Raw genomic sequence first — 25,732 nt, 5'->3', positions numbered from 1 at the left:
ATTGAAAGGTGAGAGAAAGATGCAAAAGGTTTTAATTGTTGATGATGAAGATGTTTTACGCATGCTGATTGAAGACACGCTTGAGGACCTGGAGGAGGTTGAGCTTCATACAGCCGAGAACGGGCGGGAGGCATTGGCCAAGCTGTCCGGCAGCAATTTTGATCTGGTTATTCTCGATTACATGATGCCGGAGCTGACCGGAATTGAGGTGCTGGGCCTCTTGAGTGACGAGGTGAAGTCGGCCACCCCGATTCTGATGCTGACCGCCAAGGCGCAGGAGGGTGACCGGAACAGGGCAAGAGAAGCGGGCGCCCGCTATTTCATGCCAAAGCCGTTCAGCCCGATGGAGCTTTTGCAGATTGTGGAGGGGATCCTCGGTGATAAGAAGCAGCCTTGGTAAAATGAGCATCAAAAACAAGTATTTCCGTATCATTGCCGGTCTGATCACACTGGTTCTTCTGTCAGGAACGGGCCTTCTTATTTACATTAATGCAGAACAGACCTCTCTGAACCGTGATCAGGACGTGCTGCAGCATAAGGCGGGTACTATCAATGAGATGGCGGTTACGCTGAATGAAGTATTCTTCCGGGCAAGAGGCTACAGTCTGCTCAAAAACGACAATGAGCTCCAGCTGACCTATGATGCGCTCGATAAGCTGAAAGGTGTTATCAGTGAGTACTCTGCGCTAAAGCTCTCCCCTGAGGAAGCCAGCTTCAAAGCGGATCTGGAGACCTTTGTGGACCAGTATCAGAATGCGACCCTGCCGAAGGCGATCAGCTTCGTGAAGCAGAATGACTATACAAGTCTGCGGGCGCTGGCCAGTGATGGCAACACCGAAGCGGTTAATGATTTTCTTACCTACACCAAAGCATATAAGCTGCGCTCTGACCGGCAGCTGAGCGATATAGTGGATCATTCCCTGAAGCGGGCCAATGAATTTACCCTGCTGGCCTTCGGCTTAAGCACACTGCTGCTGCTGCTGTTCACCCTGATGATCTGGCGGATTCTCAAGATTCTTATCGACCCGATTGTGAAGCTCGAGGCAGCCAGCAATTCGCTTGCGGCGGGAGAGGCCGTGCTGCTCGGGAAGTTGCACAAGCAGGATGAAATCGGGCGTCTTTATGAGGCGTTCCTCAATATGGCGCACAGCATCCAGGATAAAGAGGAAGAGCTGATGATGCAGAATGAGGAGCTGCATGCCCAGCAGGATGAGCTCCAGGATCAGCAGTTCAAGCTTGAACGCTCCCTGAGCGAAATCGAGAGCATGATGAAGGCGCTGGACCAGTCGTCCGCTGTAGCGATCCTCACGCCTAAGGGCATATTCAAGCATGCCAATGAGAACATGAGCGAATATACCGGCTACAAGAATGCTGAGCTGATCGGCTTCACGTTCAGGCTGCTCGATCTGAAGAATATGGATGCTGCCAGAATGCAGCAGATTACCGGCAGGCTGAGCACAGGCGGCGTTTGGAGCGACGAGGTGCAGGTCGGCATGAAGAACGGGACGCCGGTGTGGCTGCATATGACTATCATGCCGTATCTGAATGATGAGGGGCAGGTCTACCAGTACATTCTGATTGCGAATAACATTACCTCCATGAAAAATGTCCAGCAGGAGCTGGCGGAGACGCTCAAAAAAACCGAGCAGACCAAGACGATGCTGGAGCGCAGCAATCAGCTTAACCATGACATCACCTATACGCTCGACAAGCAGGAATTCGCCGAGAAATTTATCGAATTCATGAACAGGCAGTATGCGTTTGACTCCAGTGTATTTTTCCTGGTCAAGGATCAGATTACAGTGGTCAAGGGCGTTCCGCAGGCGAACGTTGACCGGTATCTGGGCAGCGAGAGCGGCAATATGCTGTACCGGATGCAGTCGGAGAAATCCTATATCACCAAACGTCCCGCGACGGAGCGGGAGCAGGGGATTGCGCCTGAGCCGGTCCACTCCTTTGATTATTATTCAACGGTTGTAAATGCCGATAACGAAGTGATCGCCGTATTCTGCGGGACACGGATCGGGCATTCCTTCAGTGATGATGAGATTAACGAAATCAGAGGCATGATGAACCGGGTAGGGCTGGCCATCGAGCGCCTGTTCATGTACGAGGAAATCGAGCATGGACGCAGGCTCAACCGCGATATTGTCAATAATGTCAACGAAGGCATCCAGTTTGTACAGATGGACGGCAGCATGCTCCAGATGAATGGGGCGCTTGCCCAGCTGTTTGATTATCACGGATGGACCGAGGGCTATCTGATTCCGCAGGAGCACTGGACCGGGCACTTTATCCGGATGGCCAATGAGTCGGAGGAGCTGGAGCTGTTCTACCAGAAGGCTATGTCCGAGCATTTCATTGAATCCAGCTCGATGAAGTATTCCATCGGCAGGGATCCGCTGAAGCATGTGGACATGTATGCCATACCAGTGTTCCGCCGGGACACCCGTGTCGGGACGCTGTTCGTGCACCGCGATATTACCCGTGAATATGAGCTGGATGTGATGAAGTCGGAGCTGGTCAGCACAGTCAGCCATGAGCTGCGGACACCGCTGTCGAGCGTACTGGGCTTCACCGAGCTGCTCTTAACCAAGACGATGAAGCCGGAGAAGCAGCTGAAATATCTGGAGACCATTCACCGGGAAGCCCAGCGGCTGACCGATCTGATTAATGATTTTCTGGATCTGCAGCGGATGGAATCGGGCACCCAGCAGTACAACCAGGAGCCGCTGAATCTCAGCACGCTGGTCTTCGGCGTCATAGACCAGTATAAGCTTAGCGGCACACATACCTTTACGTATGAGGATGAAGCGCACAACGCCGAGGTTGAGGTTGACCGCGATAAAATTGTTCAGGTGATGACGAACCTGTTCAGCAATGCAATCAAGTTTTCGCCGGGAGCAAGCGAGATCAAGGTCTCTCTGCATAACGAGGCTGAACGGATTATCGTGCAGATTCAGGATCACGGGCTGGGCATTCCGAAGAATCAGATCGGCCAGCTGTTCCAGAAATTCAGAAGAGTGGACAACAGCGCGTCCAAGCGGATTGGCGGAACCGGCCTGGGGCTGGCGATCTGCAAGGAGATTATTGAGAAGCATAAGGGCTCCATCGGCATTGAGTCGGAGGAAGGGGAAGGATCAACAGTATGGTTCAGCCTCCCGGTGCTGCATACGGCAGGAAGCCGCCATGAGGATGAGCCGGTGAAGCTGAATGCGGACAAGGAGCAGAAGCCGAACGTAATGATTGTCGAGGATGACTACAGCCTGTCGCTGCTGCTGTCGGAGGAGCTGAAGGGCAAGGGCTTCCGCGTAATCCATCATTATCACCCGCAGCAGGCCTTTGAGCAGGCGCTCAGGACGCCTTTTGTAGCGATTGTTGTTGATCTTATGCTGGGTGAGGAGCTGGACGGCTGGGATCTGATCCGCATGCTGAAGAATGACACACGCACCGCGCCTGTCCCGATTATCATTTCCTCTGCCCTGGATAAGACGGACAAAATAATGATGGATAAGGTGCAAAAATATTTAACCAAGCCGTATCCTCCGAATGAGCTTACAGGCACTCTGCAGGAGATTGTGGACAACAGCAGGCAGGGAACCGGAGAAGTGCTCTTTCCGGACAGCAGTCATACAGCTGAACAATAAATTAATAGCTACATGAACAAGTCCTGGCTGCAGGGCTTGTTTTTTTGAGCAAAACTACTTGCCTTATAGTGGACTCTAAGGGGTATAGTGGGAATGAACTGCGGACAACCATTCAAGGATTAAAGGGAGGAATTACAAGTGAAGTACAGTTATTTGGGTAAATCAGGCCTTAAGGTCAGCCAGCTCTGTCTCGGAACGATGAATTTTGGCCCGGAGACCGAAGAGAAGGATGCTTTCCGGATTATGGATGCCGCACTGGATGCGGGAATTAACTTTTTTGATACGGCCAATGTCTATGGCGGCCAGGAACGCCGGGGCTGGACGGAGGAAATTATCGGCCGCTGGTTTAAGCAGGGCGGCGGGCGGCGCGAGAAGGTCGTGCTGGCTACTAAAGTATACGGCGATATGTTCGATGAGCTTGACGGTCCCAATTCCGGCGCGGGCTTGTCTGCCTATAAGATCAGACGGCATCTGGACGGTTCCCTGAAGCGCCTGCAGACCGACCATATTGAGCTTTACCAGATGCACCATGTGGACCGTAACGTATCCTGGGATGAGCTGTGGGGCGCCTTTGAGAATGCGATTGCCCAGGGCAAAATGGATTACATCGGCAGCAGCAACTTTGCCGGCTGGCATATTGCTGCTGCCCAGGCCCAGGCAAAGGCGCGCAATTTCCTTGGCCTCGTCTCCGAGCAGCACCTGTACAATCTGCTGGAGCGGACGCCTGAGCTGGAGGTGCTGCCGGCCTCGCAGGAGCTGGGACTCGGCGTTATTCCATGGAGTCCGCTGGCCGGCGGGCTGCTGGGCCGTAACGCACTGGCTAAGAGCGGCGTCCGCAGCGCCCGGTCGGCCAAGCTCGAGCAGAACCGCAGCAAGCTCGAGCAGTTCTCTGCGCTCTGCAAAGAGCTGGGTGAGCATGAGGACCAGGTTGCCTTGGCCTGGGTGCTGGCGAATCCGGCGGTTACAGCGCCGATTATCGGGCCGAGAACCATCCAGCAGTTTGAGGATTCACTGCGCGTAACCGAAATCGAGCTGGACGGGGAGACGCTGAAGAAGCTGGATGAAATCTTCCCGGGTCCGGGTAAGCCGGCTCCTGAGGCCTACGCCTGGTGATTAGCTTTAGCTGGTGATTATTAGCTTTGAGACTCTGCTCCGGCTGAGCCTATAGCAAGTTGATTTGTTCAATTGATTTTGTTTAAGGCAAGAAACTATATAGTTGTGGGCAGAAAAGCAGCGGCTTCCGTTATCCAGGGGGCCGCTGCTTTGTGTTAATGTAATGCGGGTTAGAAGCATTGCGGCGAGTGTTAGGGCGCGGGCCGGGAAATGAGAGGCATTTATGCCTCTGAAATCGCCGAAAGCAGGCGCGAGGCGAAAATGAGAGGCATTTATGCCTCTGAAATCGCCGAAATCAGGCGTGAGGCGGAAATGAGAGGCATAAGTGCCTCTGAAATCGCCGAAAGCAGGCGCGAGGCGAAAATGAGAGGCATAAATGCCTGCCCCGCGACCGGAAGCTTGTCCGCCGCCTCAGTATGATACAGAAGAGATGACTGCCAGCTCCCCCTCTTCTGTAATTTCCGCGTAAGCCACCGACTGCGGTCCGGCATAGCCTAGCTTGCGGAGCTCTTTGGACAGCCACTCTTCATCATGCCCCAGCTTGCTGAGGGTCTCACGCTGCACAATTCCGTCCTCGATGATGCTTACCGGCAGGACGGAGTCGGGGACAGGCACGAGCAGGTCCTCGCGGGTTGCCGGCTCATACTGCGCTTTTTTGAGAATGCTCAGCGAGCCGTTTGTCTCATAGATGGCGTACGCGACCTCGCTGACCGAAAAGGTATCCTTGGCCCGCAGCATCATTTGCAGCTGCTCTAGGTCAAGATTGTTTTTGCGCAGCCTGGCGAGATCAAGCTTGCCGTCACGGATCAGAATTTCCGGTTCCCCCTCCAGCGGCTTGCGGAGCCGGGGAAAGTGGAGCGTGATTTTTTCAAAGGTGACGGATAACAGGGTCCACACGGTCAGTGTGAAAATCAGCATCAGCACAGTGTGCTCTTTTTCATAAATCGTATCCCCGACAAGATCGCCCAGAATAACCGCCGATATGAAGTCAAACGGTGTCAGGGCGGTAATCTCCTTTTTGCCGAGCAGCCGCGTCATTGCCCAGAGTCCGATAAAGCCTGCGATCAGTTTAACGAGTATGAGTCCATAATCCATGCGGTACCGCCCTCCAGTCGGTCAATAGAATCTAAGAGTGTTTAACCCGTAATGATTTAGTCGTAACAGCGGATGCACTGCGGGACCCGGGACGGCGTTGAGGGTTAAGGGACTGTGGTAAATGTGACAAAGATGAAAACATCCTCTGTCATGTGATAAGCTTGAGGCAGAAATCCGGCCAGCGGATAATAAATAGGAACTAAGGGAGGCGCCGCTTGTGCTCTTTTATGTAATTGCAGCAGTGGTGTTTGCGGCAGACCAGGCTGCCAAATGGATTGTGAGGGCGAACATGGAGCTGGGAGAGATTATTCCGTTCTGGGAGGGGCATGTGACCTTTTCCTATTATGAAAATAGCGGTGCTGCCTTCAGCTCGTTTCAGGGATACGGGAAATATTTCGCTATTGTAGCGGTACTGTTTATTGCGGCAGTGTTCTATTACCGGCGGAAGGGAGAATTGCAGGGACCGCTGCTGGAGGCGGCCAGCGGTTTTCTGGTAGGCGGGGCTGCCGGAAACGGGATTGACAGGGTGCTGTATCATCAGGTGACAGATTTCCTTATGTTCGGGGAAGGCGGAGGCATTATGAATCTGGCCGATCTGGCGATTAATGCAGGAATGCTGCTGTTCCTGCTGCATCTGATTCTGGAGCAAGTAAAGAGCAGCCGGCACAAGCGGCGGCAAATGAAGGAGAACTGAATAGCTTTCAAGTGAAACAGGCTGCCTGTTAAGTCATGAAGATGACTTACCGGGCGGCCTTTTTGGTTATCTGATCTGAGCGGCGGATGTCCCCGATCAATCTGCAGGCGGCAGACCGCCGTGCTCCAGCTCCCCGATGGCCCATTCACAGAACTCAATGGAGGCCTTCATTGCCATCACCCGTTTCTGAAGCAGCAGATACCGTCCGAAGGTCGTCGCTTTCAGCTCCCGTGTCTCGCCGCGCTCATCGCGAAGCGCTTCATTGGCCTTGATCAGCAGATTGTACCGGTCCAGCTCGCTCCGGTTGAATTCGGCGCGCTTTTGCAGTAATGCCTTGGCTTCCTCCGGCTCGGTAAGCCACAGGCTATATAGCTTGAAATGCAGCTCGTCACGCAGGACAGCCGGCTCAGCAGGGAGCCTTACCCATTCCTGAAGCACCGAGATGCCGGCTTCTGTAATGGTATATATTTTTTTGTCCGGCTTGTCGGACTGCTCAATCCGCTCGTGACGGATATAGCCTTTGGTCTCCATAGTCTGCAGCAGGGGATAAATCTGGCTGTGCCCGGCCCTCCACAACGGTTTGATGCCCTGCGTCAGTTCATAGCCGGTCAGCGGATTCGCTGTCAGCAGCGCGAGCAGCCCGTAAGACAGTGTATTCATTACTTTAATGACCTCCAGTCTCTATTGATCCGGTTTTACCGCGAATAACGCTTATATGTCAGCATTGACATAACTATTGTGTAGCTATAACATTAATAAAGTCAAGTTACATATGTAAATATAGACATAATAAAAAGGAGGGGATGGTTCTTGGAATTAGCAGAAAAAGGGAAGATTCCTTTCTGGCCGGTAATGACCGCTATTTTCTTCGGGAATTTTCTCTCTGTACTAAGTACTACAACCATTAATATAGCTGTGCCGATTCTGATGGATCAATTCGGCTCCGGACTGCACACGATGCAGTGGATGGTAACCGGCTTTATGCTGGCAACAGGTGTTACAGCGCCGCTGGCCGGTTACCTGGGCGGCCGATTCAGTTATAAACGGCTGTACACATTCGCGTTATCGGGTTTTACTTTATTTTCACTGCTCTGTGCTGTCTCCTGGAATCCCGGAATGCTCATTGTATTCCGTATGCTGCAGGGCTCCTGCAGCGGGCTGATTATGGCATGTACGATGACCATCATCTTCCAGGTTATCCCGCAGGAGCGGCGTCCCTTTGCTGTAAGCCTATGGTCGCTGTCGGCTATGGTTGCTCCGGCTGTCGGTCCCACCTTCAGCGGCTGGCTGCTACAGTTCGCCAGCTGGCATTGGCTGTTCCTGATCAACCTGCCTGTCGGAATTGCGGCTGTTATTCTGACGCAGCAGCTGATACCGTACTACCGGATGAATGTTCCAAAGTCCTTTGATGTTCCGGGACTGCTGACGGTAGTTCTCGGCAGCCTGTCCCTGCTGGGAGCATTCAGCCAGGGCGGCAGCTGGGGATGGACCTCCTGGAAGACGCTGTCCATGATTGCACTGGGGATTATACTGCTTGTTCTGTTTGTTCTGCGGGAGCTGAAGACAGAGGTGCCGCTGCTTAATCTGCGTGTACTGAAGAACCGGCGTTTTACGGTGATGCTCAGCATTTATAGCATCGTTACAGTGGCAATGTATGCCGGAACCTATCTGACACCGCTGTTCCTGCAGACGGTGGAAGGGGCAACCACGCTCAAGACGGGTCTGATTCTGCTTCCGTCCTCTGTGCTGCTTGCTCTGCTCAGTCCGGTAGTCGGCAAGCTGTATCCGCGTCTCGGCCCGGTGAAGCTGATATCTGCCGGGATCGTCTGCATCTTTGCCGGCCTGTTTCTGATGAGCAGGCTGCATGCAGGCATCGATCATAGCTTCATTTTATGGGCAATGGTAGTGCGGAATCTGGGGATCGGGCTGGCAAATGTACCAAGCAGCACCGCCTCCATGGAGGAGATTCCGGCGGAATGGTCGGGGCATGCAACCTCAATTAATAACTGGGTGCGCAACGTGCTCAGCTCGCTGGCAATTGCCGTGTTCACCTCGCTGCTCTCCAGCAGGGAGGCCGCACATGCCCGTGAGCTAAGCGGAGCCGGAGGGCTGACGCTGGCAGGTGCTGATCTGCATCAGCAGTCCTTCACAATGGGGATAAATGATGTATTCCTGGTTGCGGCGCTGCTGGTGCTGTCAGGGCTCCCTCTTATGCTGCTGGTCCGCCGTAAACGGGCAGAGGCTGGGTTTGAACGCCTGTCTGAAGTGCCGGGGACGCTCAAAAAGGGCTCAACTGCAAAATTGTAATATCAGATTATCTAATGCATGTTATCATTAATAATAATGAAGCGGCCCAAATCGGAGTGTTTTACTCTGATTTAAGCCGCTTTTCGCTATTTTATTGGATAAAATGACATAAATGACAAAAATGAGGCATGATCAGACTCGTTGATCGTTTCAGATAATTATGATAGCCTGAGTTCAAGATGTTAGAAGAGTAGAAGATTGTTTGCTAAGGAGAGGTCCATATTGGTGCAACTACAAGTTACGAACAGCCCGTTTAACGAAAGCCAGGTCCAGCTGCTGAACCAGCTGCTGCCGACATTGACGGAGTCACAGCAAATCTGGCTGGGCGGATATTTATCCGCTATGTCCCTGCGGGGAGCCGGGGCCGCAGCGGCAGCCGGTGAACAGCCGGCATTGGTGCAGGCAGCCCCAAGCGCAGTACCGGCTGCCGCTCCTCCCGTATCCCGTGAGGTGACCGTACTGTTCGGCTCGCAGACCGGCAACTGCCAGCGGCTGGCAACCAGCCTGTCCCGCAAGCTTGAAGAGCAGGGCTTTCAGGTAAGCGTGTCGGCAATGAATGCCTTTAAGCCGAATACGCTTAAGAAGGTCGAGAACCTGCTGATTCTGGTCAGTACCCATGGGGAAGGGGAACCGCCGGACAATGCCCGGGCCTTCCATGAATTTCTCTACAGCAAAAGAGCTCCGCAGCTTGAAGCGCTTCGTTATTCAGTGCTCGGGCTGGGGGATACCTCCTATGAATTCTTCTGCCAGACCGGTAAAGATTTTGACCAGCGCCTTGAAGAGCTGGGCGGCACCCGCCTGAGTCCGCGCATTGATTGTGATCTTGATTACGACGAGCCTGTAGCAGACTGGTTCGCTAAGGTGCTAGAAGCGCTGAACGGACCGCAGAATGCGCCGCAGCTTGCTGACGCGGCAGTTCAGGCTGCAGAGAAGGCAGATGAGCCGCAGTCTCCATATTCACGTAATCTTCCCTTCCAGGCTGAAGTACTGGAGAATCTGAACCTGAACGGCCGCGGCTCAGACCGGGAGACCCGCCACCTGGAGCTGTCGCTTGCCGGCTCCGGCCTGACCTTTGAGCCGGGGGATTCTCTGGGGGTCTATCCGGAGAACCACCCGCAGCTGGTAGCGGATATTATCGCTGCAGCGGGCTGGAATGCCGATGAAACGGTGCCCTTGAATAAGAAGGGCGATGAAGGCACATTGCGCGAAGCGCTGCTGCGCCATTATGAGATTACTGTCCTGACCAAACCGCTGCTTGAACAGGCGGCGAAGCTGTCTGCAGCACCCGGCCTGCAGGCGCTGCTTGCTCCGGAGGCACAGCAGGAGCTGAAATCCTATATTCAGGGCCGCGATCTGCTGGATCTGATTAATGATTTCGGGCCTTGGAATGCAGCGGCCAGCAGCTTTGTAACGATTCTTCGCAAGCTGCCGGCCAGACTCTATTCCATCTCCAGCAGCTACAACGCCAATCCGGAAGAGGTTCACTTTACAGTCCGGGCTGTGCGCTATGAAACGCACGGGCGTGAGCGCTACGGCGTATGCTCGGTGCATTGTGCCGAACGTGTGCAGCCGGGCGACACCTTGCCGGTCTATATCCAGAGTAATCCGAACTTTAAGCTTCCGGTTAACCCGGATGTACCGGTCATTATGATCGGTCCGGGTACGGGTGTTGCCCCGTTCCGCTCCTTCCTTGAGGAACGCGGTGAGCAGGGTGCAGGCGGAAAGACATGGCTGTTCTACGGGGACCGTCATTTCGTAACCGACTTCCTCTACCAGACAGACTGGCAGCGGATGCTTAAGGAAGGCGTGCTGAACAAGCTGGACGTAGCCTTCTCCCGGGATACGGAGGAGAAGGTGTATGTGCAGCACCGCATTCTTGAGCACAGCAAGGAGCTGTACGCCTGGCTGCAGGAAGGTGCCCACGTCTATGTATGCGGCGACGAGAAGCATATGGCGCATGATGTTCATACAGCACTCGTAACCGTTATTCAAGAGGAGGCCGGCCTCAGCCCTGAGGCTGCAGCGGCTTATCTGGAGAATCTGCAGCAGGAACAGCGTTATCAGCGCGATGTATATTAAGGACAGCGGATGGCCCGGAAGGAGAAGATTATAGTGTCAAATAATGAATCAGCGGTGAAGCCGATCGGCGGACCGCCAAGTGATGTTGAACATATTAAGCTGGAAAGCAATTATCTGCGCGGCGCCCTCGAAGCGACGCTGCGCAATCCGGTAACAGGCGGTCTGCCTGAGGACGACAACCGGCTGCTCAAATTCCACGGCAGCTACATGCAGGATGACCGCGATTTGCGCAATGAGCGTGAACGCTCCAAGCTGGAGCCTGCCTTTCAGTTCATGCTGCGCGTAGTTGCTCCGGGGGGCGTAGCCTCGGCGGCGCAATGGCTTGTAATGGATGAGCTGGCCCACAAATACGGAAACGGTACTCTGCGTTTGACGACCAGACAGGCTTTTCAAATGCACGGCGTGCTTAAATGGAATCTCAAAAAAACGATCAGGACCATTAACGATACCCTAATGACCACATTGGCGGCCTGCGGTGACGTCAACCGCAACGTCATGAGCAGCCCGAACCCTTACCAGTCTGAGGTTCATTCCGAGGTCTATGACTGGGCCCGCAAAATCAGCGATCATCTTGCTCCGCGCACTCCGGCCTACCACGAAATCTGGCTGGACGGCGAGAAGGTTGTCGACAGCAAAGCGGATGTAGAGGTCGAACCGATCTACGGTCCGGTATATCTGCCCCGCAAATTCAAGATCGGTCTAGCGGTACCGCCATCCAATGACGTTGATGTATTCTCCCAGGATCTGGGCTTCATCGCTATCCTTGAAGACGGCAGGCTCGCCGGCTTTAATGTATCGGTTGGCGGCGGAATGGGGATGACTCACGGCGATACCAGCACGTATCCGCAGCTCGGACGGGTAATCGGCTTCGTCCGGCCGGATCAGATGATTGATCTCGCTGAGAAGACGGTGACCATCCAGCGGGACTACGGCAACCGTTCGGTCCGCAAGAACGCCCGGTTCAAATATACGATCGACCGCCACGGGCTGGAATGGTTCAAAGGCGAGCTGCAGAAGCGGCTGGGCTGGGAGCTTGAAGCAGCACGGGAATACCATTTTGACCACAACGGTGACCGGTACGGCTGGGTTAAAGGCTATGACGGTAAATGGAACCTGACTCTCTACATCCAGAGCGGACGCATTCAGGACGAGGAAGGGTATCAGCTGATGACCGGACTGCGTGAGATTGCCAAAATCCACACCGGTGATTTCCGGCTTACCCCGAACCAGAATCTGATTATCGGCGGTGTGAGCAGCGCAAAGAAGCGCAAAATCACTGAGCTTGCCAAGCAGTACGGCCTGACTGACGGTGCGCATCATTCTGCTCTGCGGCGCAGCGCCATGTCCTGTGTGGCCCTGCCGACCTGCGGTCTGGCGATGGCGGAGGCTGAGCGCTATCTTCCACAGCTGCTTGATAAGCTGGAGCCGATTATTGATAAGGCCGGCCTCAGGGACGAGGAGATCGTCATCCGGATGACCGGCTGCCCGAACGGGTGCGCCCGCCCGGCGCTCGGCGAGATTTCCTTCATCGGCAAATCTCCCGGTAAATACAACATGTATCTGGGCGCCGGGTTTAGCGGTGACCGGCTGAACAAGCTGTATAAAGAAAACATCGGTGAGCAGGAAATTGTGGAGACACTGGAGCCAATGCTGTACCGCTATGCCAGCGAACGGGTCAGCGGTGAGCATTTCGGGGATTTTGTCATCCGCAGCGGATATGTCTCTGCTGTAACCTCGGGCCTTAACTTCCACGCTTAACCTTATAAAGAACAGGAACCTGTTCTCCTCATCAGGAGAATCAGGTTCTTTTTGTGTCCTTTAACCCTGCCCGGAACGGAAAGCCAGCAAATCTGTATGGTTGTACTATAGCCATCTTCCAAAAGTCACATATAATATAGCAACACAATTGAAAGGGATGATAGCTATGCCAACCTTTGACAACGTCTTGGTTACCGGTAGCCAGACCATACAGCAGGACCTTCAGGTGAACGGAAATGAGACGATAGCCCAGCATCTGAATGTAAATGGCAGCCAGACAATTACGGGAGATCTGCAGGTTAACGGCAACCAGTCTATCGTTAATAGCCTTGTAACAGGCACAGATGTAGATGCCGGGGGCAGCCTCTGGGCAAACTACCGCGTAGGGGCAAGCAACCAGCCGGTGCTGCCCGCCGGAGGCGCAAGCCTGCAGCAGATCAGATTCTATGCAACAGGGGCAGTTTCCCAGCCCGGACTAATGTTAAAGGGCACGGATGGCCTTGATTATGTGCTGTTCATTGATGTCAGCAGCGGTACGCCCAGCCTTGCCATCCAGCTGGCCTAAGTCTTGATATTCCCGGCAGGAAAAGCTCCTGCCTGCTCCAGCGCCTTCCTGACCTCCTCCAGATAACGGAACTGATGCTTCTGGTCAGGCTCAAGAAAAGCCCCCTCGCCCCATTCGTTCCAGGCGTTGATAAACAGGAATTCGCTCTGATACAGATGTTTGGCCCGCTCGATCTGCTTGGCAAGATACCAGCCGAACTTACGCGGGGAGGCACCGATGGCGCTCTGGCCCCGTTCACCCAGACGCGGTGTATTATCCCAGTTGACGTAAGCTCCGGGAAAGATTTGTTCACCGTTTCTGTGATGGGAGCGGTTCAGGATCGACAGCCACGCCTGATCATAATCAAATACCAGATGCTCACGACCATCGATATTCATGTAGTGCCAGAGACGCTGTGTGTCACCATGGGCAAAGGTGTAATGGGGTTCGAACTCCACACTCGCATCGAACCCGTTCTGGCCGGGGATCTCGAAGCCGCCGAGTGTTCTTACAAAGTAGATGCCGTCCAGCCCGTTCTGAAGCGCCAGCTTGTTCCACAGCTTCAGCATCTCTTCACACCGGGGGATGATCCCCGGTCTGTAAAGGATGAACACCGGCTTATTGCCGATCCGGATATAGCGTTCATCCCGGAAAGCGTTCAGCAGCTCATAAAAGTGAATTTCCCAGTCCTCTTCATCACCATAATCCTGCCGGATCAGCAGCTCCTGATCGCCGCCGTCCCATTTGCGTGTCCAGGATTCATTGGCCCAGGACAGGCAGAACGGAAACTGCGGCTCGCCGGAGGTCAGGACCTGTCTGAAGGGACGCTCAAGCAGCGGCTTGCCCTTGAACCAGTAATGATAATAGCAGAACCCGTATATTCCGTAGGCACGTGCAACCTCTGCCTGCCAGTTTCGGGCAGCAGCATCGGTCAGATCATAATAGTACTGCTCAAAAGGCTCTTTGGGCTGCTGGTGGCCAGAATACAGCGGAACCGCCTTCCGGGTGTTGGTCCATTCCGTAAATCCTTCACCCCACCACTGGTCATTCTCGGGGATACGGTGAAATTGCGGCAATAAAAAAGCGATCAGCTTCAACAGATATACCTCCTGCTTCTTCTGCGGCGAAAGTTCCCGGCTGACGTTCAAGCTGCGGGAAGGGGGCTGATTCAGCGGTGGAAAACGGTATAAATCAGCTTGTCGGCCATCTGCAGAAAAGAGTAATCATAAGTGCTTTTCCATAATGCGCGGCTTGCCACCGCTCTTTTGGCATCTACATGACTGGTGTAATGGTGCAGCTTCTCCAGCAGCTCGTCGGCCGTATGAAAGGTGATGATGTCTTCACCCGGATTCATGTGCTGATAAATATTAGGATGTGCCTCGGCCAACTGGAACGCCCCGCAGGCGGCAATGTCGAGTGCCCTGCCAGGCGGACCGCCCCAATGGATAATCAGCTCGGCGCCATTATAATAATCCTGAAGCTCAGCACCCTCCGGCAGCACCTGAAGTCCGGGGTATTCCTCCCAGCCTGTGCCGGCAGCCGCTGTTTTTTTTATATTGAACACATGCTTGATTTTCTCCGCATATTCTTTGCCGGCAGCCCTGGCATCGCCAAGCAGCAACAGGTCTGATCTGTATTCTTCCTTTACCGGTCCCGGAGAGTAGAGACTGCGGTCGGCGGCAAAGGGAAGATAATACACTTGTTTGCAGCCGGAATGCTGGTAAAAGGGAATGTGTAGGGTATTTTGCGTAAATACATAATCGAACAATGCTGCCATTCGTGCTGTGGATTCACTTGTAAACGGGCCGTCGGCCAGCCAGATCGCTTTTTTCGAAGCCGCCTTGCGGATGACCTCGAGATCGCTATCAGAAAAAGGCTCCGCATTCCCTACGACCAGCAGCAGATCAGGATTAAGCTGGTTAAGCGCGGACGAAAAGCTCTGAAAAGCCTTGATGGCGACCAATTCCTTCACCAGCAGCCTGAACTGCTCGGCAATCATTTGTTCTGCCTGCCACAAGGACTCCCCAGTCATAGAGGATACCATGAGTATCCGGATTTGCTTATGTTCCATGATGCCTGATATCTGCGGAAGACTGCCAGGGACTTCAGGTTGCTGGTTGTTCATATCTTTGAGCGCGCGGACTACCGTTTTGGCGATGAGCATTCTGGTTTTGGGATGCAGCCGAACGGTTTTACTGGAGTTTTTAAGCCGGTGCCTGTTCTTCTTAATCATGCAATTCTAACAATCCCTCCTTACCTCCCTACACAGACTTATTTTATGAAAAAAAGGCAAGATTGCTACTAAGCGCAAAATGAATTTGGATTTTCGGCGGTTTTCTTACATAATATATAGAAGCAACAAAAATATTTATAAGAGCCATTATAGTGAGTAATGTGTTCTGTACAGAAGAGGCGAATCAGATGATTATAATGAAATCGATGGAAGAAATCGGAAAAATGCGGGCAGCCGGCAAAATATTGGCCGAATGCCACCGGCAGATTGCCGGAATTATACAGCCGGGTATCACAACCTGGGAGATTGACGAATTTGCCGAGAAATTTATTCTGTCCCAGGGGGCCACTCCGGAGCAAAAGGGCTACCACGGATATCCATACGCAACCTGCGCCTCGGTAAATGATGTCATCTGCCACGGCTTCCCTAAGAAGGAGCCGCTCAAAGAGGGAGATATTGTAACCATTGATATGGTGGTTAACCTGAACGGCTGGCTCGCAGACTCTGCCTGGTCCTACGGAGTAGGCAATATCAGCGAGCAGGCGCAGAAGCTGCTCGATATAACCAAAGAGTCCATGTTCAAAGGCATCGAGCAGGCCGTTGCCGGCAACCGCGTCGGGGATGTTGCCCATGCGATCCAGACCTACGCGGAGTCGAACGGCTTCTCGGTGGTGCGTGATTTCATCGGCCATGGCATCGGCTCGGAGATGCATGAAAAGCCGGATGTCCCTTCCTACGGTCCTGCAGGTAAAGGCCCGCGCCTGAAGGAGGGCATGGTGTTCACGATCGAGCCCATGCTGAATACAGGAAGCTACCGGACAAAGACTGACGCAGACGGTTGGACTGCCCGGACCATAGACGGCGGGCTGTCCGCTCAGTATGAGCATACGCTGGCGATTACGCCGGAAGGAACAATCCTCCTTACTCAGCTGTAAAATAAACCTCTATAAACCCGGCCGGTATCATGCTTGCATGATACCGGCCGGGTTTATTCTGTTTCATGCCATTTCTCCTTATTTGGCTAAATGTGTCGAAATTCACGGTAAACCTGACGCGGGAATGTATATAATGATATGAATTTAATGCCGAATGGAATAGAGGATCACTTCATGGCAACAGACAAGAATTGCAAGAATCAGCTGGAAGCGCCCAGCGCAGCCCAGTGTATGGATCATTACGGCTGTATTTACGAAAACAACCATCTGATTACCCTGATGATTGACCCCGCTGACGGCAGTATCGTGGATGCGAACCGTGCTGCCTGCCAATTTTACGGCTACCGGCTGCGTGATTTCCGCAAGCTCCTGATTTCAGATTTGAGTGCGGAGCCGGATGCCGGAACCTTTCTAGGCAGTGCCCTGCCCGGAGGGGTATACCGGGGAAATCAGGTATTCCTGGCCAGACACCGCCTGGCCTCCGGAAGGCTGACCGATGTAGAGATTCATACCGGAGCTATGAATATTCTTGGCCGCAGCTGTGTGTATACAGTCATCCATGATATCAGTGAACGGATGATCTCAGAGAAGCGGCTGCGGGAGAGTGAGGAGCGATACAGGGATTTGGTTGAGCTGTGTCCCGAGGCGATTCTGGTATACAGCGGCGGGACTATTCTGTTCGCCAACCAGCGGACTGAGAAGCTGTTCGGCCTGCCGAAGGCCGAGCTGCTCGGCAAAGGCATTGATGATTTCTTCATCGAAGAGCCGCTCAGCAGCTCGGAATACAACAAGCTAAAGGCAATGACGGGTATAAAGGACAGCTTCCGGATTGAACAGCGCTATATCCGGCGCAGCGACCGGCGGATCTATGATCTGGATATTTCCGGCGTGCCGATCAGCTACAATGATACCTCGGCGCTGCAGCTGGTGTGCCGCGATATTACGCAGAAGAAAAAGGAGCTGGAACGTGCGATCCGGCTTCAGGAGCAGCGTCACGCCGTCGGGTTTCCCCTGGAAGACAAGGCGGTTCTGGATAAGCTGTATATACCGGCGAATACGCTCAGCGGCGACTTTTTTATTTTTCACCGGATCAATGAAGCTGAAGTGCTCGGTATTATCGGGGATGTGGCGGGCAAAGGCATTTCTGCGGCACTGAGCATTTCCGCCCTGCGAGTTATGTTTATGGACAGTCTGCACAGCGGCCGGGAGCCGGAACGTATTCTGCAGGATCTGAACCGCAAGGCTATAGAGCACATGGGTGAGGATTATATCGCCGGCTGCTGCTTTCATCTTGATTTTGGCAAAGGTGTATTGAAAGCGGCCGGGGCAGGGATCAACGAGTTCATGTACGTGCCTTCCGGGGGAGACGGGATGAAGATCACTGTTAAGGGCACTCCGCTGGGGATGTTCAGCAGCAGTGAATTCGAACAGAAATCGCTGTGCTTTCAGACCGGAGACCGCTTCTGCTTTTATAGTGACGGTATGGAGCTGCTGTTTGACGGAAGCGAGCTCTGCCGGGAATATGGGTACTTGCACGGCAGGCTGACAGGCTCAGTGCTGCAGGATGACTGTACCTGGCTGAATCTGCTTATTACTTGAGCAAGGAAGTGAATTATGGATACTGTACATAAAGAAGTGAGGTTCTGGGGTCTTGGACACCACCTGAATATTATTGAAGGCATCATTGAGGAGCTTGCTCTGGAGCAGTACGCGTTTGATATCCGGCTAATTCTGATGGAGGCAGTCACGAATGCCTATTATCACGGTAATCTGAGTGACTGTACCAAGCCGATCACTATCCGCTATATGCTGGATGGAGACCTGCTTAACCTGCAAATTCAGGATGCCGGGAACGGCGGGCATGAGCTGGTCATCCCGGATAGAATCGGTGATGATGAGCTCCTGGAGGATGGCGGAAGAGGCCTGTATCTGATCCGCTGCTTCTCGGACAGCGCCGAGCTGATCCATAACACAATGTTTATTAACAAAAGCGTGTGCACGCATTGAAACGGCCGCTGTGTGAAGAGTGTCTGTTGTGACTGAAAAGGGGAGAATGTAGTGAAGTTAAGTATCAAAGTAAAAATGAGCATCCTGTTGTTCCTGATCATCAGTATCCCGCTGATTATTTCCGGGGTTGTTTCCTATAATCTGGCTTCAACTGCCCTGCAGACAACGATTGAAGAGGAGCTTAAAGGGACGACAAGCTCAGCCGCCAAGGCGGTTGGAACTGAGCTTACAGCTGCAGGGAATTTCCTGGATGTTGCCAGCCGTAATGATTCACTGGCTGCCTTTGCCGGTAATCCGTCAGGCCAGAATGCAAAACAGGCAGCTTTCTCCTATCTGTCAGGCATTCAGCAGGATAATGCTGTACTGATGGAATCGCTGGTCATTGCAGATGTGAACGGCAAGGTTCTGCTAACGAGCAGCTCACAGACACCGGAGCTGAGTGTGCAGGACCGGGAATATTTTAAGCAGGCACTGGCAGGCGAAAAGGCAGCCAGCGGAGTAATCGTATCCAAGGACAGCAACCAGAACATTGTGGCTGTAGCCCGGCCGCTGCGCCAGAACGGCAATATTACCGGTGTTCTGATCGGGACCGTGCTGTTTGACAAAATAGCCGCACCGGTCGCTGAGACGCGTATCGGGGAGAGCGGGTACGGCTATATGATTGACCGGACCGGCCTGATTGTCTATCATCCTGACACGGACAAGGTGCTTAAGGAGAATCTGGGGGACAACGGTAATAAGGAACTGAATGTGCTTGTGCAGCAGATGAAGGAAGGGGAGACCTCGCACGGCTTTTATACATATGAAGGCGTCTATAAATTTGTCTCCTTTGAGCCGGCGGGCAGCTGGGTGGTGGCTACGACGGCAAATTACGATGAGTATATGAAGCCGGCGTCCGAAATCCGTACAACAACACTGCTGGTAGTAGTATCCTTTATCGTGATCGCACTGCTGCTGGGGTACGCCTTCACCACCCGTAATATCATAACCCCGGTCAAGAAGCTGCAGGCAGCAATGTCGCTGGCAGGGAACGGTGATTTGACCGTACATACCGCTATACATACAAGAGATGAGCTGCAGGCACTCAGCGAATCGTTTAATGTCATGATCGACAAGCAGGAGGCCATTATCAGGAAGGTAAGGCACGGCTCAGAGACGCTGACCTCAATGTCTGAGGAAATGGCGGCATCCTCGGAGGAGATCAGTGCCTCAATTGAAGAGATCAGCTCCAGCACCCAGGAAATTGCTGCAGGGGCGGAGAACAATAACCATTCTGTTGTGAATGCCTCGCAGGTGCTTGTCCAGCTGTCCAGTCTGGTGCAGCTTGCCCAGAGCAAGGCCTCGGCAACAGCCCGGAATGCGGGTGATACGAACGAGGCAGCCCAGGCCGGGAGAACGCGTGTCAACAATACGGTTGAGGCTATGGATACGATCAGCAGCAGTACCCGGGAGACCGGAGAGCAGCTGCTTGCCGTAAGCGAACTGTCGGATAAGGTGTCTACAATTATTGGTACCATTAATGCCATTGCCGGACAGACGAACCTGCTTGCGCTGAATGCGGCGATTGAGGCTGCAAGAGCGGGAGAGCACGGGCGCGGCTTCAATGTGGTGGCAGGTGAAGTCAGAAAGCTGTCAGATGAAACACATCGTCAGGCGGAAGAGATCAGCGGACTGGTCTCCGATATGCTAGGCAGAATCAGCCAGGCTGTGGAGGCGATGAGCGGGGCTTCCGAAGCAGTGGACAGCGGTGTGCAGATCGTCAAGGAGACCGACCATGCCTTTATTCACATTATTGAATCCGTTGAACAGATAACAGAAAGCGTGCAGGAGATTCTCGAGATTACGAGAGATGAGGTAGCCACCTCAGACCAGATTATCAGGCTGATTGATTCCATGGGGACGATATCCGAAATGTCGGTCCAGAGCACGGAGAGCGTGTCCAGCGCAACAGAGGAGCAGGCAGCTACGGTTAATAATTTTGTATCCACAGCCGAAGAGATTAGTGCGATGGCCAATGAGCTGGAGTTCCTGGTAGAAAAATTCATTATAAGGGGTGAGTAGCTTGAAGGAAATTATAATTGAAATGCCGGTGATTTTCTCTGTGGATGAAGCAGGGGCTTTCCGTGAAATGCTCAGGGACTACATTAACAGCGGCGAGAATAGCTTTCTGCTGGATTTCAGCACCTGTACCTTCATTGACAGCACCGGTCTGGGCGTAATTGTCAGCTTGTACAAGAAATGCGTAGAGAACGGGGGCACGATCCGCTTGCGTTCCCTTCATCCGAATGTGCTGAAGATTTTTGAGCTGACCCGGCTGACGAATGTGTTTGAAATAGTGTAACAGCAGGCTCATAAGTGTGCAAAAAAAGAGGGGCAGCCCTGCAGAGCGCCGTTAAGCCGGCCTGCAGGGCTGCCCCTGTTTCATTTTTAGAATTAGTCCGTTATATTCCGGGTGTAATATTCAATAATATCCTTGCGGCGGATAATACCGAGAAAAACGCCGGTGCCATCAACAACCGGAACGAAGTTCTGGTCTGCAGCAAGCGTCAGCATATCCTCCATCTGGGCCTTGATGTAGACACTCTCATTATGCACATGCCGTTGAATGTCGCTGACCTTAACCTCATGCATGCTAGCGAAGCTGAGTCCTGCTGTATTCTTGAGCTTCCACAGCAGATCCCCTTCAGCCAGCGTTCCAACATATTTCCCCTCATGGTCTATAATCGGAATCGCCGAATAATAATGCTGCTCCAGTTGCTCCATAGCTTCGAGCATTGAAAGAGATGAAGTGATATAAGCGACCTGATCCTTGGGCAGCAGAAAAGCAGAGATTTCCATGGCTAGTCTCCTTTACAGTGGAATGAGTGCAGAGCTGTATTTTTATTAAACCACAGATCCCATTGTAAGCGCATTACTAAATCTGCAGCCGCTCGATGTATCAAAAAAAGGATATGTCACTCCGGACAGCGGTCTCCCCCTGCCATACATGGCATATCCTGATATTCGGATTTAATTAAGCAGGCTTATTTGCCTGCGGTTTCAGTGCCTTCTAGGCTAACCTGCCATTCAATACCGAATTTATCCTTCAGGCTCCCGTAACATTTACTCCAGAAGGTCTCCTGCAATTCCATAGTTACGCTTCCGCCCTCCTTCAGCTGATGGAACCAGGATTTCACATCCTCCTCGTTGCGTGTCACCAGCGCCAGGCTGATATTATTGCCTGCAGTAAACGGCATGCCGGGAAATACATCAGAGAACATCACATTGCTGCCGTCAACATCCAGGCGGGCATGCATAACGAGTGCTTTGGCTGCTTCCGGGAGCGGATAGTCCGGATTCGGCGGCGCTTCACCAAAGGTCATAATCTGCGGATTACTGTTTCCGAACACCTTGGCATAGAATTCTACAGCTTCACGGCAGTTTCCATTGAAATTCAAATACACATCAACTGACATTGGCTTCACTCCTTGTAAGTTCATTAGGCAGGCGCTATTTTTTCCACATTGTAGCATGGCCTCGTCCAAAGAAAAATATACTTTTGCAGCTTGCCTTACCAGAGGTGTAACATGAACATAAAGGGGGAGCTGTCAGTGAATGAACAGGAGCAATCCGTACTGCAGACACTTAATATCAACGATTAGTAAACGACCATGTTCCGGCCGGCAAAAGAGGAGAGTGAGAGCATGAACATTTACGGCTGCGATTTCAGCGGTGCCAAAAACCCGGAAGGCAAAATCTTCATTGCCTCCGGCCGGCTGACCGGTAACCGTTTTACGGTTGAACAGGTTTTCAGCTGTGAGGACAGACTTGATCTGTACTATTATATCAGGACAAGCAGAGCACCGTGGGGGATGGATTTTCCTTTTTCGATACCTGAGTATTATCTGGAGCAGCAGTATGCTTCATCCTGGGACACATTCATAGATGGGGCTTACAGCGACACCAGGGACCAGTTCAAGCAGCGGTTTGGCCAGCTTCATAGCGGCAAAAGCAGCCGGGATCTCCGCGTGACAGACATTGCCGTGGACGGCAAAAGTCCGGTATCCTCGACACCGATTGCAATGCACGCCATGGTCTACGGGGCACGCCGGCTGCTGCATAATCTGCAAGGGGATGCGGCGGTTTATCCGTTTCAGCCTTACCGGGAAGGCGTATCCCGGTTATACGAGATCTATCCCGGCCACGGCTGGAAAGCATTGAAGCTCAAAAGCAGCGCCCCTGGTGCTCTCCAGGGCATCACGTTCAGCTTCAAAACGCAGGTGGACAGCGAGTTTGAGATCACGATCAGCCCGGAAGCGGAGGCAGCAGCAGTGGATGTGCGCGGACAAGCCAGCCTTCATGCCAGAGATGCAGTAATGGCCTGTATCCAGATGGCGTACTGTCTCCGTACATATAGGCTGGAGAGCAGCGAACAGCACAAGCCCGGATTCGCCTCAGAAGAAGAATGGAAGAAGCGCATGCTTGAAGGTCTGGTTGTACGGATGCTCCCGTGACAAGCATGGAATTAAGCACCATTGATGATTGCATTCACCCAGGCATAGCAGCGCTCCAGCTGTTCCTCCGAAATAAGGTCAGAGCGGTGCTCGAACATGATTCTGACCTCAGGATTCTCTGTCCGGATGATCCGCAGATAAGCTTCAATTGGTGCCCAGCCCCCGGCCTCATCTAACTCGGGAAGCACCGGGTAGTGGCTGTTCTGAACACTGTCCAGTATCTGTACATTTGACAGGTGAATAAGATAGGCATACTTAGTATAGGTCTGAAGGACTGTCCGGGCGTCAAAGCGGCGGTCCAGCTTGTCCTGCAGAAACAGCCTCGCCGTGTCCTGGCACAGCCTGATGCCCGGGTATTTGAGCAGTAGCTGCTCAAGGAAATCATGCTCATAAGTAAGCCGGCTGATCGCATCGAACTCCAGCACCGGTATGAACTGATATTTACGGCCCTGTACATCAAGCCATTGAAACAGCTGCTCAGTGCGGATAATCAATTCATCGGGTGTAATATCATGCTCATAGATGTATTCACGGCGGTCCCCGAACCGCCAGCCGGTCCAGTCAACCCGTTCATCGAGAATTACCGGCTTGGGATAATGGAACAGTACATATTCAGGCTTGATTGCCGCAAGATAGTCCAGCTCCCCGGTGATATGCGCGAAAGCGTCAGCACGCACCTCATCGTCAGCGGACAGGACAAGCGGGTCCCGCAGCTTCGTGCTGTCTTTCCGGAACGGAAAATGCACACCAATTGCAAAGCCCCTGCTTTTGGCCGCATCTGCAAGGATTGCTCTATCCTCTTCGGAGGCAAACATACAAGCCTCAATGCCGTAGAACCCGCTGCGGAAATCCTTCCTGTATTTCTCTTTATCAAATCCGCCATACTGTCCGATCATGAATTGTCTCAAGAAAAAGCCTCCTGCGAAAGAAATAGTATGGAAGGAATTCGGCAAAACGGCCCCGTGTTCCTGCCCGTAAAAGACACTAGAAATAACTAGTGTCTTTTCGATTTGTATTGGGTAAAATTAACTCTGGAACAACATACCCAGTGTAAGGCAGAGCTCTTCTCCGCCTGCACTAATCATAAAGGAGTTGCATGGATGCTGGACATTGCTCAGCTTGCTTCCGGTGAAGAGCACGGAGTTCATAGTCTGATCCGGGAATCTTTTGATACCTACATCTCACCATACTATTCATCTGAGGGTATTAACGAGTTTTATAGAATTACGACACCTGAGGCAATCCGGGAACGCTTGAACAGCGGCCATATTATTTATTCAGCCAGCAACGGCGGTAAGCGCGCAGGCATAGTAGAAGTCAGGAATAACAATCACATTGTCCTGCTGTTCGTAAGTAGTGAAGCCAAGGGCACCGGAGTCGGCAAAAGCCTGCTGTATTATGTAACAGATAAGCTGGGACGGGAAGGAGTGCGGCGGCTTACTGTGAATTCATCACCCAACTCAGTCGGCTTCTATAAGTCCCAGGGCTTCCTTCCGCTTGCCGGTGAAGAAGAAGTGCACGGAATCAGGTTTGTAAAAATGCAACTTTTGTTCTAGGTCCCGGGGGAAATAAGAAGGAATAATCTGGGGTGGCAGCGAATAAATAGCGGGTCAACAAAATTCGACTTTTATACTACATAATCAGAGGGGTATTGTCGTGAAAAAAGGGCAGAAAACATTTTTTTTGATTGCAACATTTATTTTGATTTTTTTGCTGCCGCTGCTTGGCAGTCTGGCCAAGTGGAAGGGCCTGCCTCCCGGTTATGGTGATTTTCCTGCGCAGAAGGTGGAGGCGGATCCCGGATTCAGCCTGCTGTATTTCTCGCTTGCCTGCATCGTTGCACTGCTGATTACACTGGTGCTTGTATTTCCGCGTTGGTTCGGCTTCAAACCCTCTCCGCAGATTGCGCGGCCGAAGGGAGACAGAACCGGTTTTCCGGTGTGGTTCTGGTGGAGCCTTCCGGTGCTTGCGGTCAGCTGGATATTAATGTGGGCGCGGCTGGATCTGTTTGAGCCGGCCGAGAATTATACCTTTGTCCCGCTGTGGTGGTCCTTTATCCTGATTCTGGACGGGCTGGTCTATAAACGGACGGGCGGCAATTCGATCATATCCCGCAAGCCTCATTTAATGCAGCTGCTGGCGGTTGTGTCCTGCTTTAGCTGGTTCGCCTTTGAATATCTGAATTTTTTTGTAGTAGAGAACTGGTATTACCCCAATAAGGATGTCTTCTCCAACTTCGGGAACGTCTTCTGGTTTTCGCTTTCCTATACAACGGTGCTCCCGGCAATAGTCGAATGGTATCACCTGCTGGGTACCTTTAAGGGATTTAAGGAGCGATACAGCAACGGCCCTAAATTTAACGTATCAAGAACACTGTTAATTCTTTATTTTGTAATCGGGTTATTCCTGGCGTTCGGTATGGGTTATTATCCTTATCTGCTGTTCTGGGTGCTGTGGGTTGCTCTTGTGCCGATGCTGTCAGCTGCGATGGCCCTCTGCGGCTACTGGACTCCGTTCACTCCGGTCAAGAATGGTGACTGGTCGCGGATTATCCTCATTGCACTTGCCACCTTGTGCAACGGGTTCTTCTGGGAGTTCTGGAACTTCGGCAGTGAATGGTTCCATGATTCCATTCCTACCAATCCGAATTACTGGAAATATTCCGTCCCTTACCTGGACAAGCTTCATATTTTCTCCGAGATGCCGATTCTTGGCTATTACGGCTATCTTTTCTTTGGTGTGAACTGCTGGATTGTGTGGCTTATTGCTGCTTACGTATTTAAATTTGATGCTGATTTAGAATTGAACGGGAAGAATCGCTAAAGGT

Annotated in this window: 24 protein-coding genes; 17 read left to right on the top strand and 7 right to left on the bottom strand. The window is 52.6% G+C overall.

Annotated features, from left to right (window positions below; genetic code table 11):
- Positions 1-19 precede the first annotated feature (19 nt).
- The 4 genes from R70723_RS19895 (at position 20) to R70723_RS19880 (ending at position 5,180) form a co-directional block, all read left to right on the top strand.
- The gene (locus tag R70723_RS19895; RefSeq protein WP_039874676.1) at positions 20-400 is read left to right on the top strand and encodes a response regulator; all 381 of its coding nucleotides are present in this window, start codon (positions 20-22) and stop codon (positions 398-400) included.
- Positions 378-3,647, top strand: coding sequence for an ATP-binding protein (locus R70723_RS32210; protein WP_144027206.1), 3,270 nt, complete (start codon positions 378-380; stop codon positions 3,645-3,647). Before R70723_RS19895 ends, R70723_RS32210 begins: the two co-directional genes overlap by 23 nt.
- Before the next feature lie 138 nt (positions 3,648-3,785).
- Entirely contained in the window at positions 3,786-4,760 is a 975-nt protein-coding gene (locus tag R70723_RS19885) for an aldo/keto reductase (protein WP_039874674.1), read from the top strand.
- Positions 4,761-4,970: 210 nt separating this feature from the next.
- Positions 4,971-5,180: a hypothetical protein gene (locus R70723_RS19880; protein WP_039874671.1), complete on the top strand. Its 210-nt coding sequence runs from the start codon at positions 4,971-4,973 to the stop codon at positions 5,178-5,180.
- Here R70723_RS19880 and R70723_RS19875 read toward each other — a convergent pair.
- Positions 5,172-5,855 carry a DUF421 domain-containing protein gene (locus R70723_RS19875; RefSeq protein ID WP_039874669.1) on the bottom strand — a complete coding sequence of 228 codons (684 nt, stop codon included), beginning with the start codon at positions 5,853-5,855 and terminating at the stop codon, positions 5,172-5,174. The genes R70723_RS19880 and R70723_RS19875 overlap by 9 nt on opposite strands.
- A gap of 217 nt (positions 5,856-6,072) precedes the next feature.
- Between R70723_RS19875 and lspA the strand changes: the two genes are divergently transcribed.
- A complete protein-coding gene (gene lspA, locus R70723_RS19870) occupies positions 6,073-6,549 on the top strand; it encodes a signal peptidase II (protein WP_039874666.1) in 477 nt (158 codons plus the stop codon).
- Positions 6,550-6,645: 96 nt separating this feature from the next.
- Here the strand turns inward: lspA and R70723_RS19865 are convergent, their stop codons facing one another.
- Positions 6,646-7,209: a PadR family transcriptional regulator gene (locus R70723_RS19865; protein ID WP_039874664.1), complete on the bottom strand. Its 564-nt coding sequence runs from the start codon at positions 7,207-7,209 to the stop codon at positions 6,646-6,648.
- Positions 7,210-7,359: 150 nt separating this feature from the next.
- On the opposite strand from R70723_RS19865, the gene R70723_RS19860 reads away from it, so the two are divergent.
- The 4 genes from R70723_RS19860 (at position 7,360) to R70723_RS19845 (ending at position 13,258) form a co-directional block, all read left to right on the top strand.
- A complete protein-coding gene (locus tag R70723_RS19860; RefSeq protein WP_039874662.1) occupies positions 7,360-8,856 on the top strand; it encodes an MDR family MFS transporter in 1,497 nt (498 codons plus the stop codon).
- Positions 8,857-9,081: 225 nt separating this feature from the next.
- Positions 9,082-10,935, top strand: a complete 1,854-nt coding sequence (locus tag R70723_RS19855; protein WP_039879035.1) for an assimilatory sulfite reductase (NADPH) flavoprotein subunit — start codon at positions 9,082-9,084, stop codon at positions 10,933-10,935.
- Positions 10,936-10,968: 33 nt separating this feature from the next.
- A complete protein-coding gene (gene cysI, locus R70723_RS19850; RefSeq protein ID WP_047171170.1) occupies positions 10,969-12,693 on the top strand; it encodes an assimilatory sulfite reductase (NADPH) hemoprotein subunit in 1,725 nt (574 codons plus the stop codon).
- A 166-nt stretch (positions 12,694-12,859) separates the two neighbouring features.
- Complete coding sequence (locus tag R70723_RS19845; protein ID WP_039874661.1) at positions 12,860-13,258, top strand: hypothetical protein; 399 nt, start codon at positions 12,860-12,862, stop codon at positions 13,256-13,258.
- On the opposite strand, the gene R70723_RS19840 is transcribed toward R70723_RS19845, so the two are convergent.
- Both R70723_RS19840 and R70723_RS19835 read right to left on the bottom strand, forming a co-directional pair.
- Positions 13,255-14,334 carry a glycosyltransferase WbsX family protein gene (locus R70723_RS19840; RefSeq protein ID WP_039874659.1) on the bottom strand — a complete coding sequence of 360 codons (1,080 nt, stop codon included), beginning with the start codon at positions 14,332-14,334 and terminating at the stop codon, positions 13,255-13,257. The genes R70723_RS19845 and R70723_RS19840 overlap by 4 nt on opposite strands.
- A 71-nt stretch (positions 14,335-14,405) precedes the next feature.
- Positions 14,406-15,470: a glycosyltransferase family protein gene (locus tag R70723_RS19835; protein WP_039874657.1), complete on the bottom strand. Its 1,065-nt coding sequence runs from the start codon at positions 15,468-15,470 to the stop codon at positions 14,406-14,408.
- A gap of 188 nt (positions 15,471-15,658) precedes the next feature.
- On the opposite strand from R70723_RS19835, the gene map reads away from it, so the two are divergent.
- The 5 genes from map (at position 15,659) to R70723_RS19810 (ending at position 20,753) form a co-directional block, all read left to right on the top strand.
- Entirely contained in the window at positions 15,659-16,405 is a 747-nt protein-coding gene (map, locus tag R70723_RS19830; protein ID WP_039874656.1) for a type I methionyl aminopeptidase, read from the top strand.
- Between the two features lie 174 nt (positions 16,406-16,579).
- Positions 16,580-18,004 carry a PAS domain S-box protein gene (locus R70723_RS19825; RefSeq protein ID WP_039874655.1) on the top strand — a complete coding sequence of 475 codons (1,425 nt, stop codon included), beginning with the start codon at positions 16,580-16,582 and terminating at the stop codon, positions 18,002-18,004.
- Positions 18,005-18,019: 15 nt separating this feature from the next.
- Positions 18,020-18,412 (top strand): ATP-binding protein, encoded by a 393-nt coding sequence (locus R70723_RS19820; RefSeq protein WP_039874652.1) that lies wholly within the window; start codon positions 18,020-18,022, stop codon positions 18,410-18,412.
- 51 nt (positions 18,413-18,463) lie between these two features.
- Complete coding sequence (locus tag R70723_RS19815) at positions 18,464-20,473, top strand: methyl-accepting chemotaxis protein (protein WP_039874648.1); 2,010 nt, start codon at positions 18,464-18,466, stop codon at positions 20,471-20,473.
- A gap of 1 nt (position 20,474) precedes the next feature.
- The gene (locus R70723_RS19810; protein WP_197071785.1) at positions 20,475-20,753 is read left to right on the top strand and encodes an STAS domain-containing protein; all 279 of its coding nucleotides are present in this window, start codon (positions 20,475-20,477) and stop codon (positions 20,751-20,753) included.
- A 92-nt stretch (positions 20,754-20,845) separates the two neighbouring features.
- On the opposite strand, the gene R70723_RS19805 is transcribed toward R70723_RS19810, so the two are convergent.
- Together R70723_RS19805 and R70723_RS19800 are read right to left on the bottom strand one after the other, a co-directional pair.
- Positions 20,846-21,250 (bottom strand): CBS domain-containing protein, encoded by a 405-nt coding sequence (locus R70723_RS19805; RefSeq protein ID WP_039874645.1) that lies wholly within the window; start codon positions 21,248-21,250, stop codon positions 20,846-20,848.
- 185 nt (positions 21,251-21,435) lie between these two features.
- Positions 21,436-21,867, bottom strand: coding sequence for a VOC family protein (locus R70723_RS19800; RefSeq protein WP_039874642.1), 432 nt, complete (start codon positions 21,865-21,867; stop codon positions 21,436-21,438).
- A gap of 228 nt (positions 21,868-22,095) precedes the next feature.
- On the opposite strand from R70723_RS19800, the gene R70723_RS19795 reads away from it, so the two are divergent.
- Positions 22,096-22,905: a hypothetical protein gene (locus R70723_RS19795; protein WP_039874639.1), complete on the top strand. Its 810-nt coding sequence runs from the start codon at positions 22,096-22,098 to the stop codon at positions 22,903-22,905.
- An 11-nt stretch (positions 22,906-22,916) separates the two neighbouring features.
- On the opposite strand, the gene R70723_RS19790 is transcribed toward R70723_RS19795, so the two are convergent.
- On the bottom strand, positions 22,917-23,813 hold the full coding sequence (locus R70723_RS19790; RefSeq protein WP_039874636.1) for a hypothetical protein: 897 nt from the start codon (positions 23,811-23,813) through the stop codon (positions 22,917-22,919).
- A 192-nt stretch (positions 23,814-24,005) separates the two neighbouring features.
- Between R70723_RS19790 and R70723_RS32205 the strand changes: the two genes are divergently transcribed.
- Entirely contained in the window at positions 24,006-24,461 is a 456-nt protein-coding gene (locus tag R70723_RS32205) for a GNAT family N-acetyltransferase (RefSeq protein WP_052421394.1), read from the top strand.
- 100 nt (positions 24,462-24,561) lie between these two features.
- Entirely contained in the window at positions 24,562-25,728 is a 1,167-nt protein-coding gene (locus tag R70723_RS19780) for a small-conductance mechanosensitive channel (RefSeq protein WP_052421393.1), read from the top strand.
- Positions 25,729-25,732 lie beyond the last annotated feature (4 nt).

The organism is Paenibacillus sp. FSL R7-0273 (assembly GCF_000758625.1).
In the GTDB taxonomy this organism is placed as follows: domain Bacteria; phylum Bacillota; class Bacilli; order Paenibacillales; family Paenibacillaceae; genus Paenibacillus_AQ.
Note: the sequence above shows the minus strand (reverse complement) of the source record. Positions and strands in the feature narration are given on the sequence as shown.

Excerpts from the sequence above, each read along its gene's own strand:
- R70723_RS19895 (WP_039874676.1), top strand. The coding sequence starts at position 20 with ATGCAAAAGGTTTTAATTGTTGATGATGAAGATGTTTTACGCATGCTG.
- R70723_RS19880 (WP_039874671.1), top strand. The coding sequence starts at position 4,971 with ATGAGAGGCATTTATGCCTCTGAAATCGCCGAAAGCAGGCGCGAGGCG.
- R70723_RS19875 (WP_039874669.1), bottom strand. The coding sequence starts at position 5,855 with ATGGATTATGGACTCATACTCGTTAAACTGATCGCAGGCTTTATCGGA.
- R70723_RS19865 (WP_039874664.1), bottom strand. The coding sequence starts at position 7,209 with ATGAATACACTGTCTTACGGGCTGCTCGCGCTGCTGACAGCGAATCCG.
- R70723_RS19845 (WP_039874661.1), top strand. The coding sequence starts at position 12,860 with ATGCCAACCTTTGACAACGTCTTGGTTACCGGTAGCCAGACCATACAG.
- R70723_RS19835 (WP_039874657.1), bottom strand. The coding sequence starts at position 15,470 with ATGATTAAGAAGAACAGGCACCGGCTTAAAAACTCCAGTAAAACCGTT.
- map (WP_039874656.1), top strand. The coding sequence starts at position 15,659 with ATGATTATAATGAAATCGATGGAAGAAATCGGAAAAATGCGGGCAGCC.
- R70723_RS19825 (WP_039874655.1), top strand. The coding sequence starts at position 16,580 with ATGGCAACAGACAAGAATTGCAAGAATCAGCTGGAAGCGCCCAGCGCA.
- R70723_RS19820 (WP_039874652.1), top strand. The coding sequence starts at position 18,020 with ATGGATACTGTACATAAAGAAGTGAGGTTCTGGGGTCTTGGACACCAC.
- R70723_RS19805 (WP_039874645.1), bottom strand. The coding sequence starts at position 21,250 with ATGGAAATCTCTGCTTTTCTGCTGCCCAAGGATCAGGTCGCTTATATC.
- R70723_RS19800 (WP_039874642.1), bottom strand. The coding sequence starts at position 21,867 with ATGTCAGTTGATGTGTATTTGAATTTCAATGGAAACTGCCGTGAAGCT.
- R70723_RS19795 (WP_039874639.1), top strand. The coding sequence starts at position 22,096 with ATGAACATTTACGGCTGCGATTTCAGCGGTGCCAAAAACCCGGAAGGC.
- R70723_RS32205 (WP_052421394.1), top strand. The coding sequence starts at position 24,006 with ATGCTGGACATTGCTCAGCTTGCTTCCGGTGAAGAGCACGGAGTTCAT.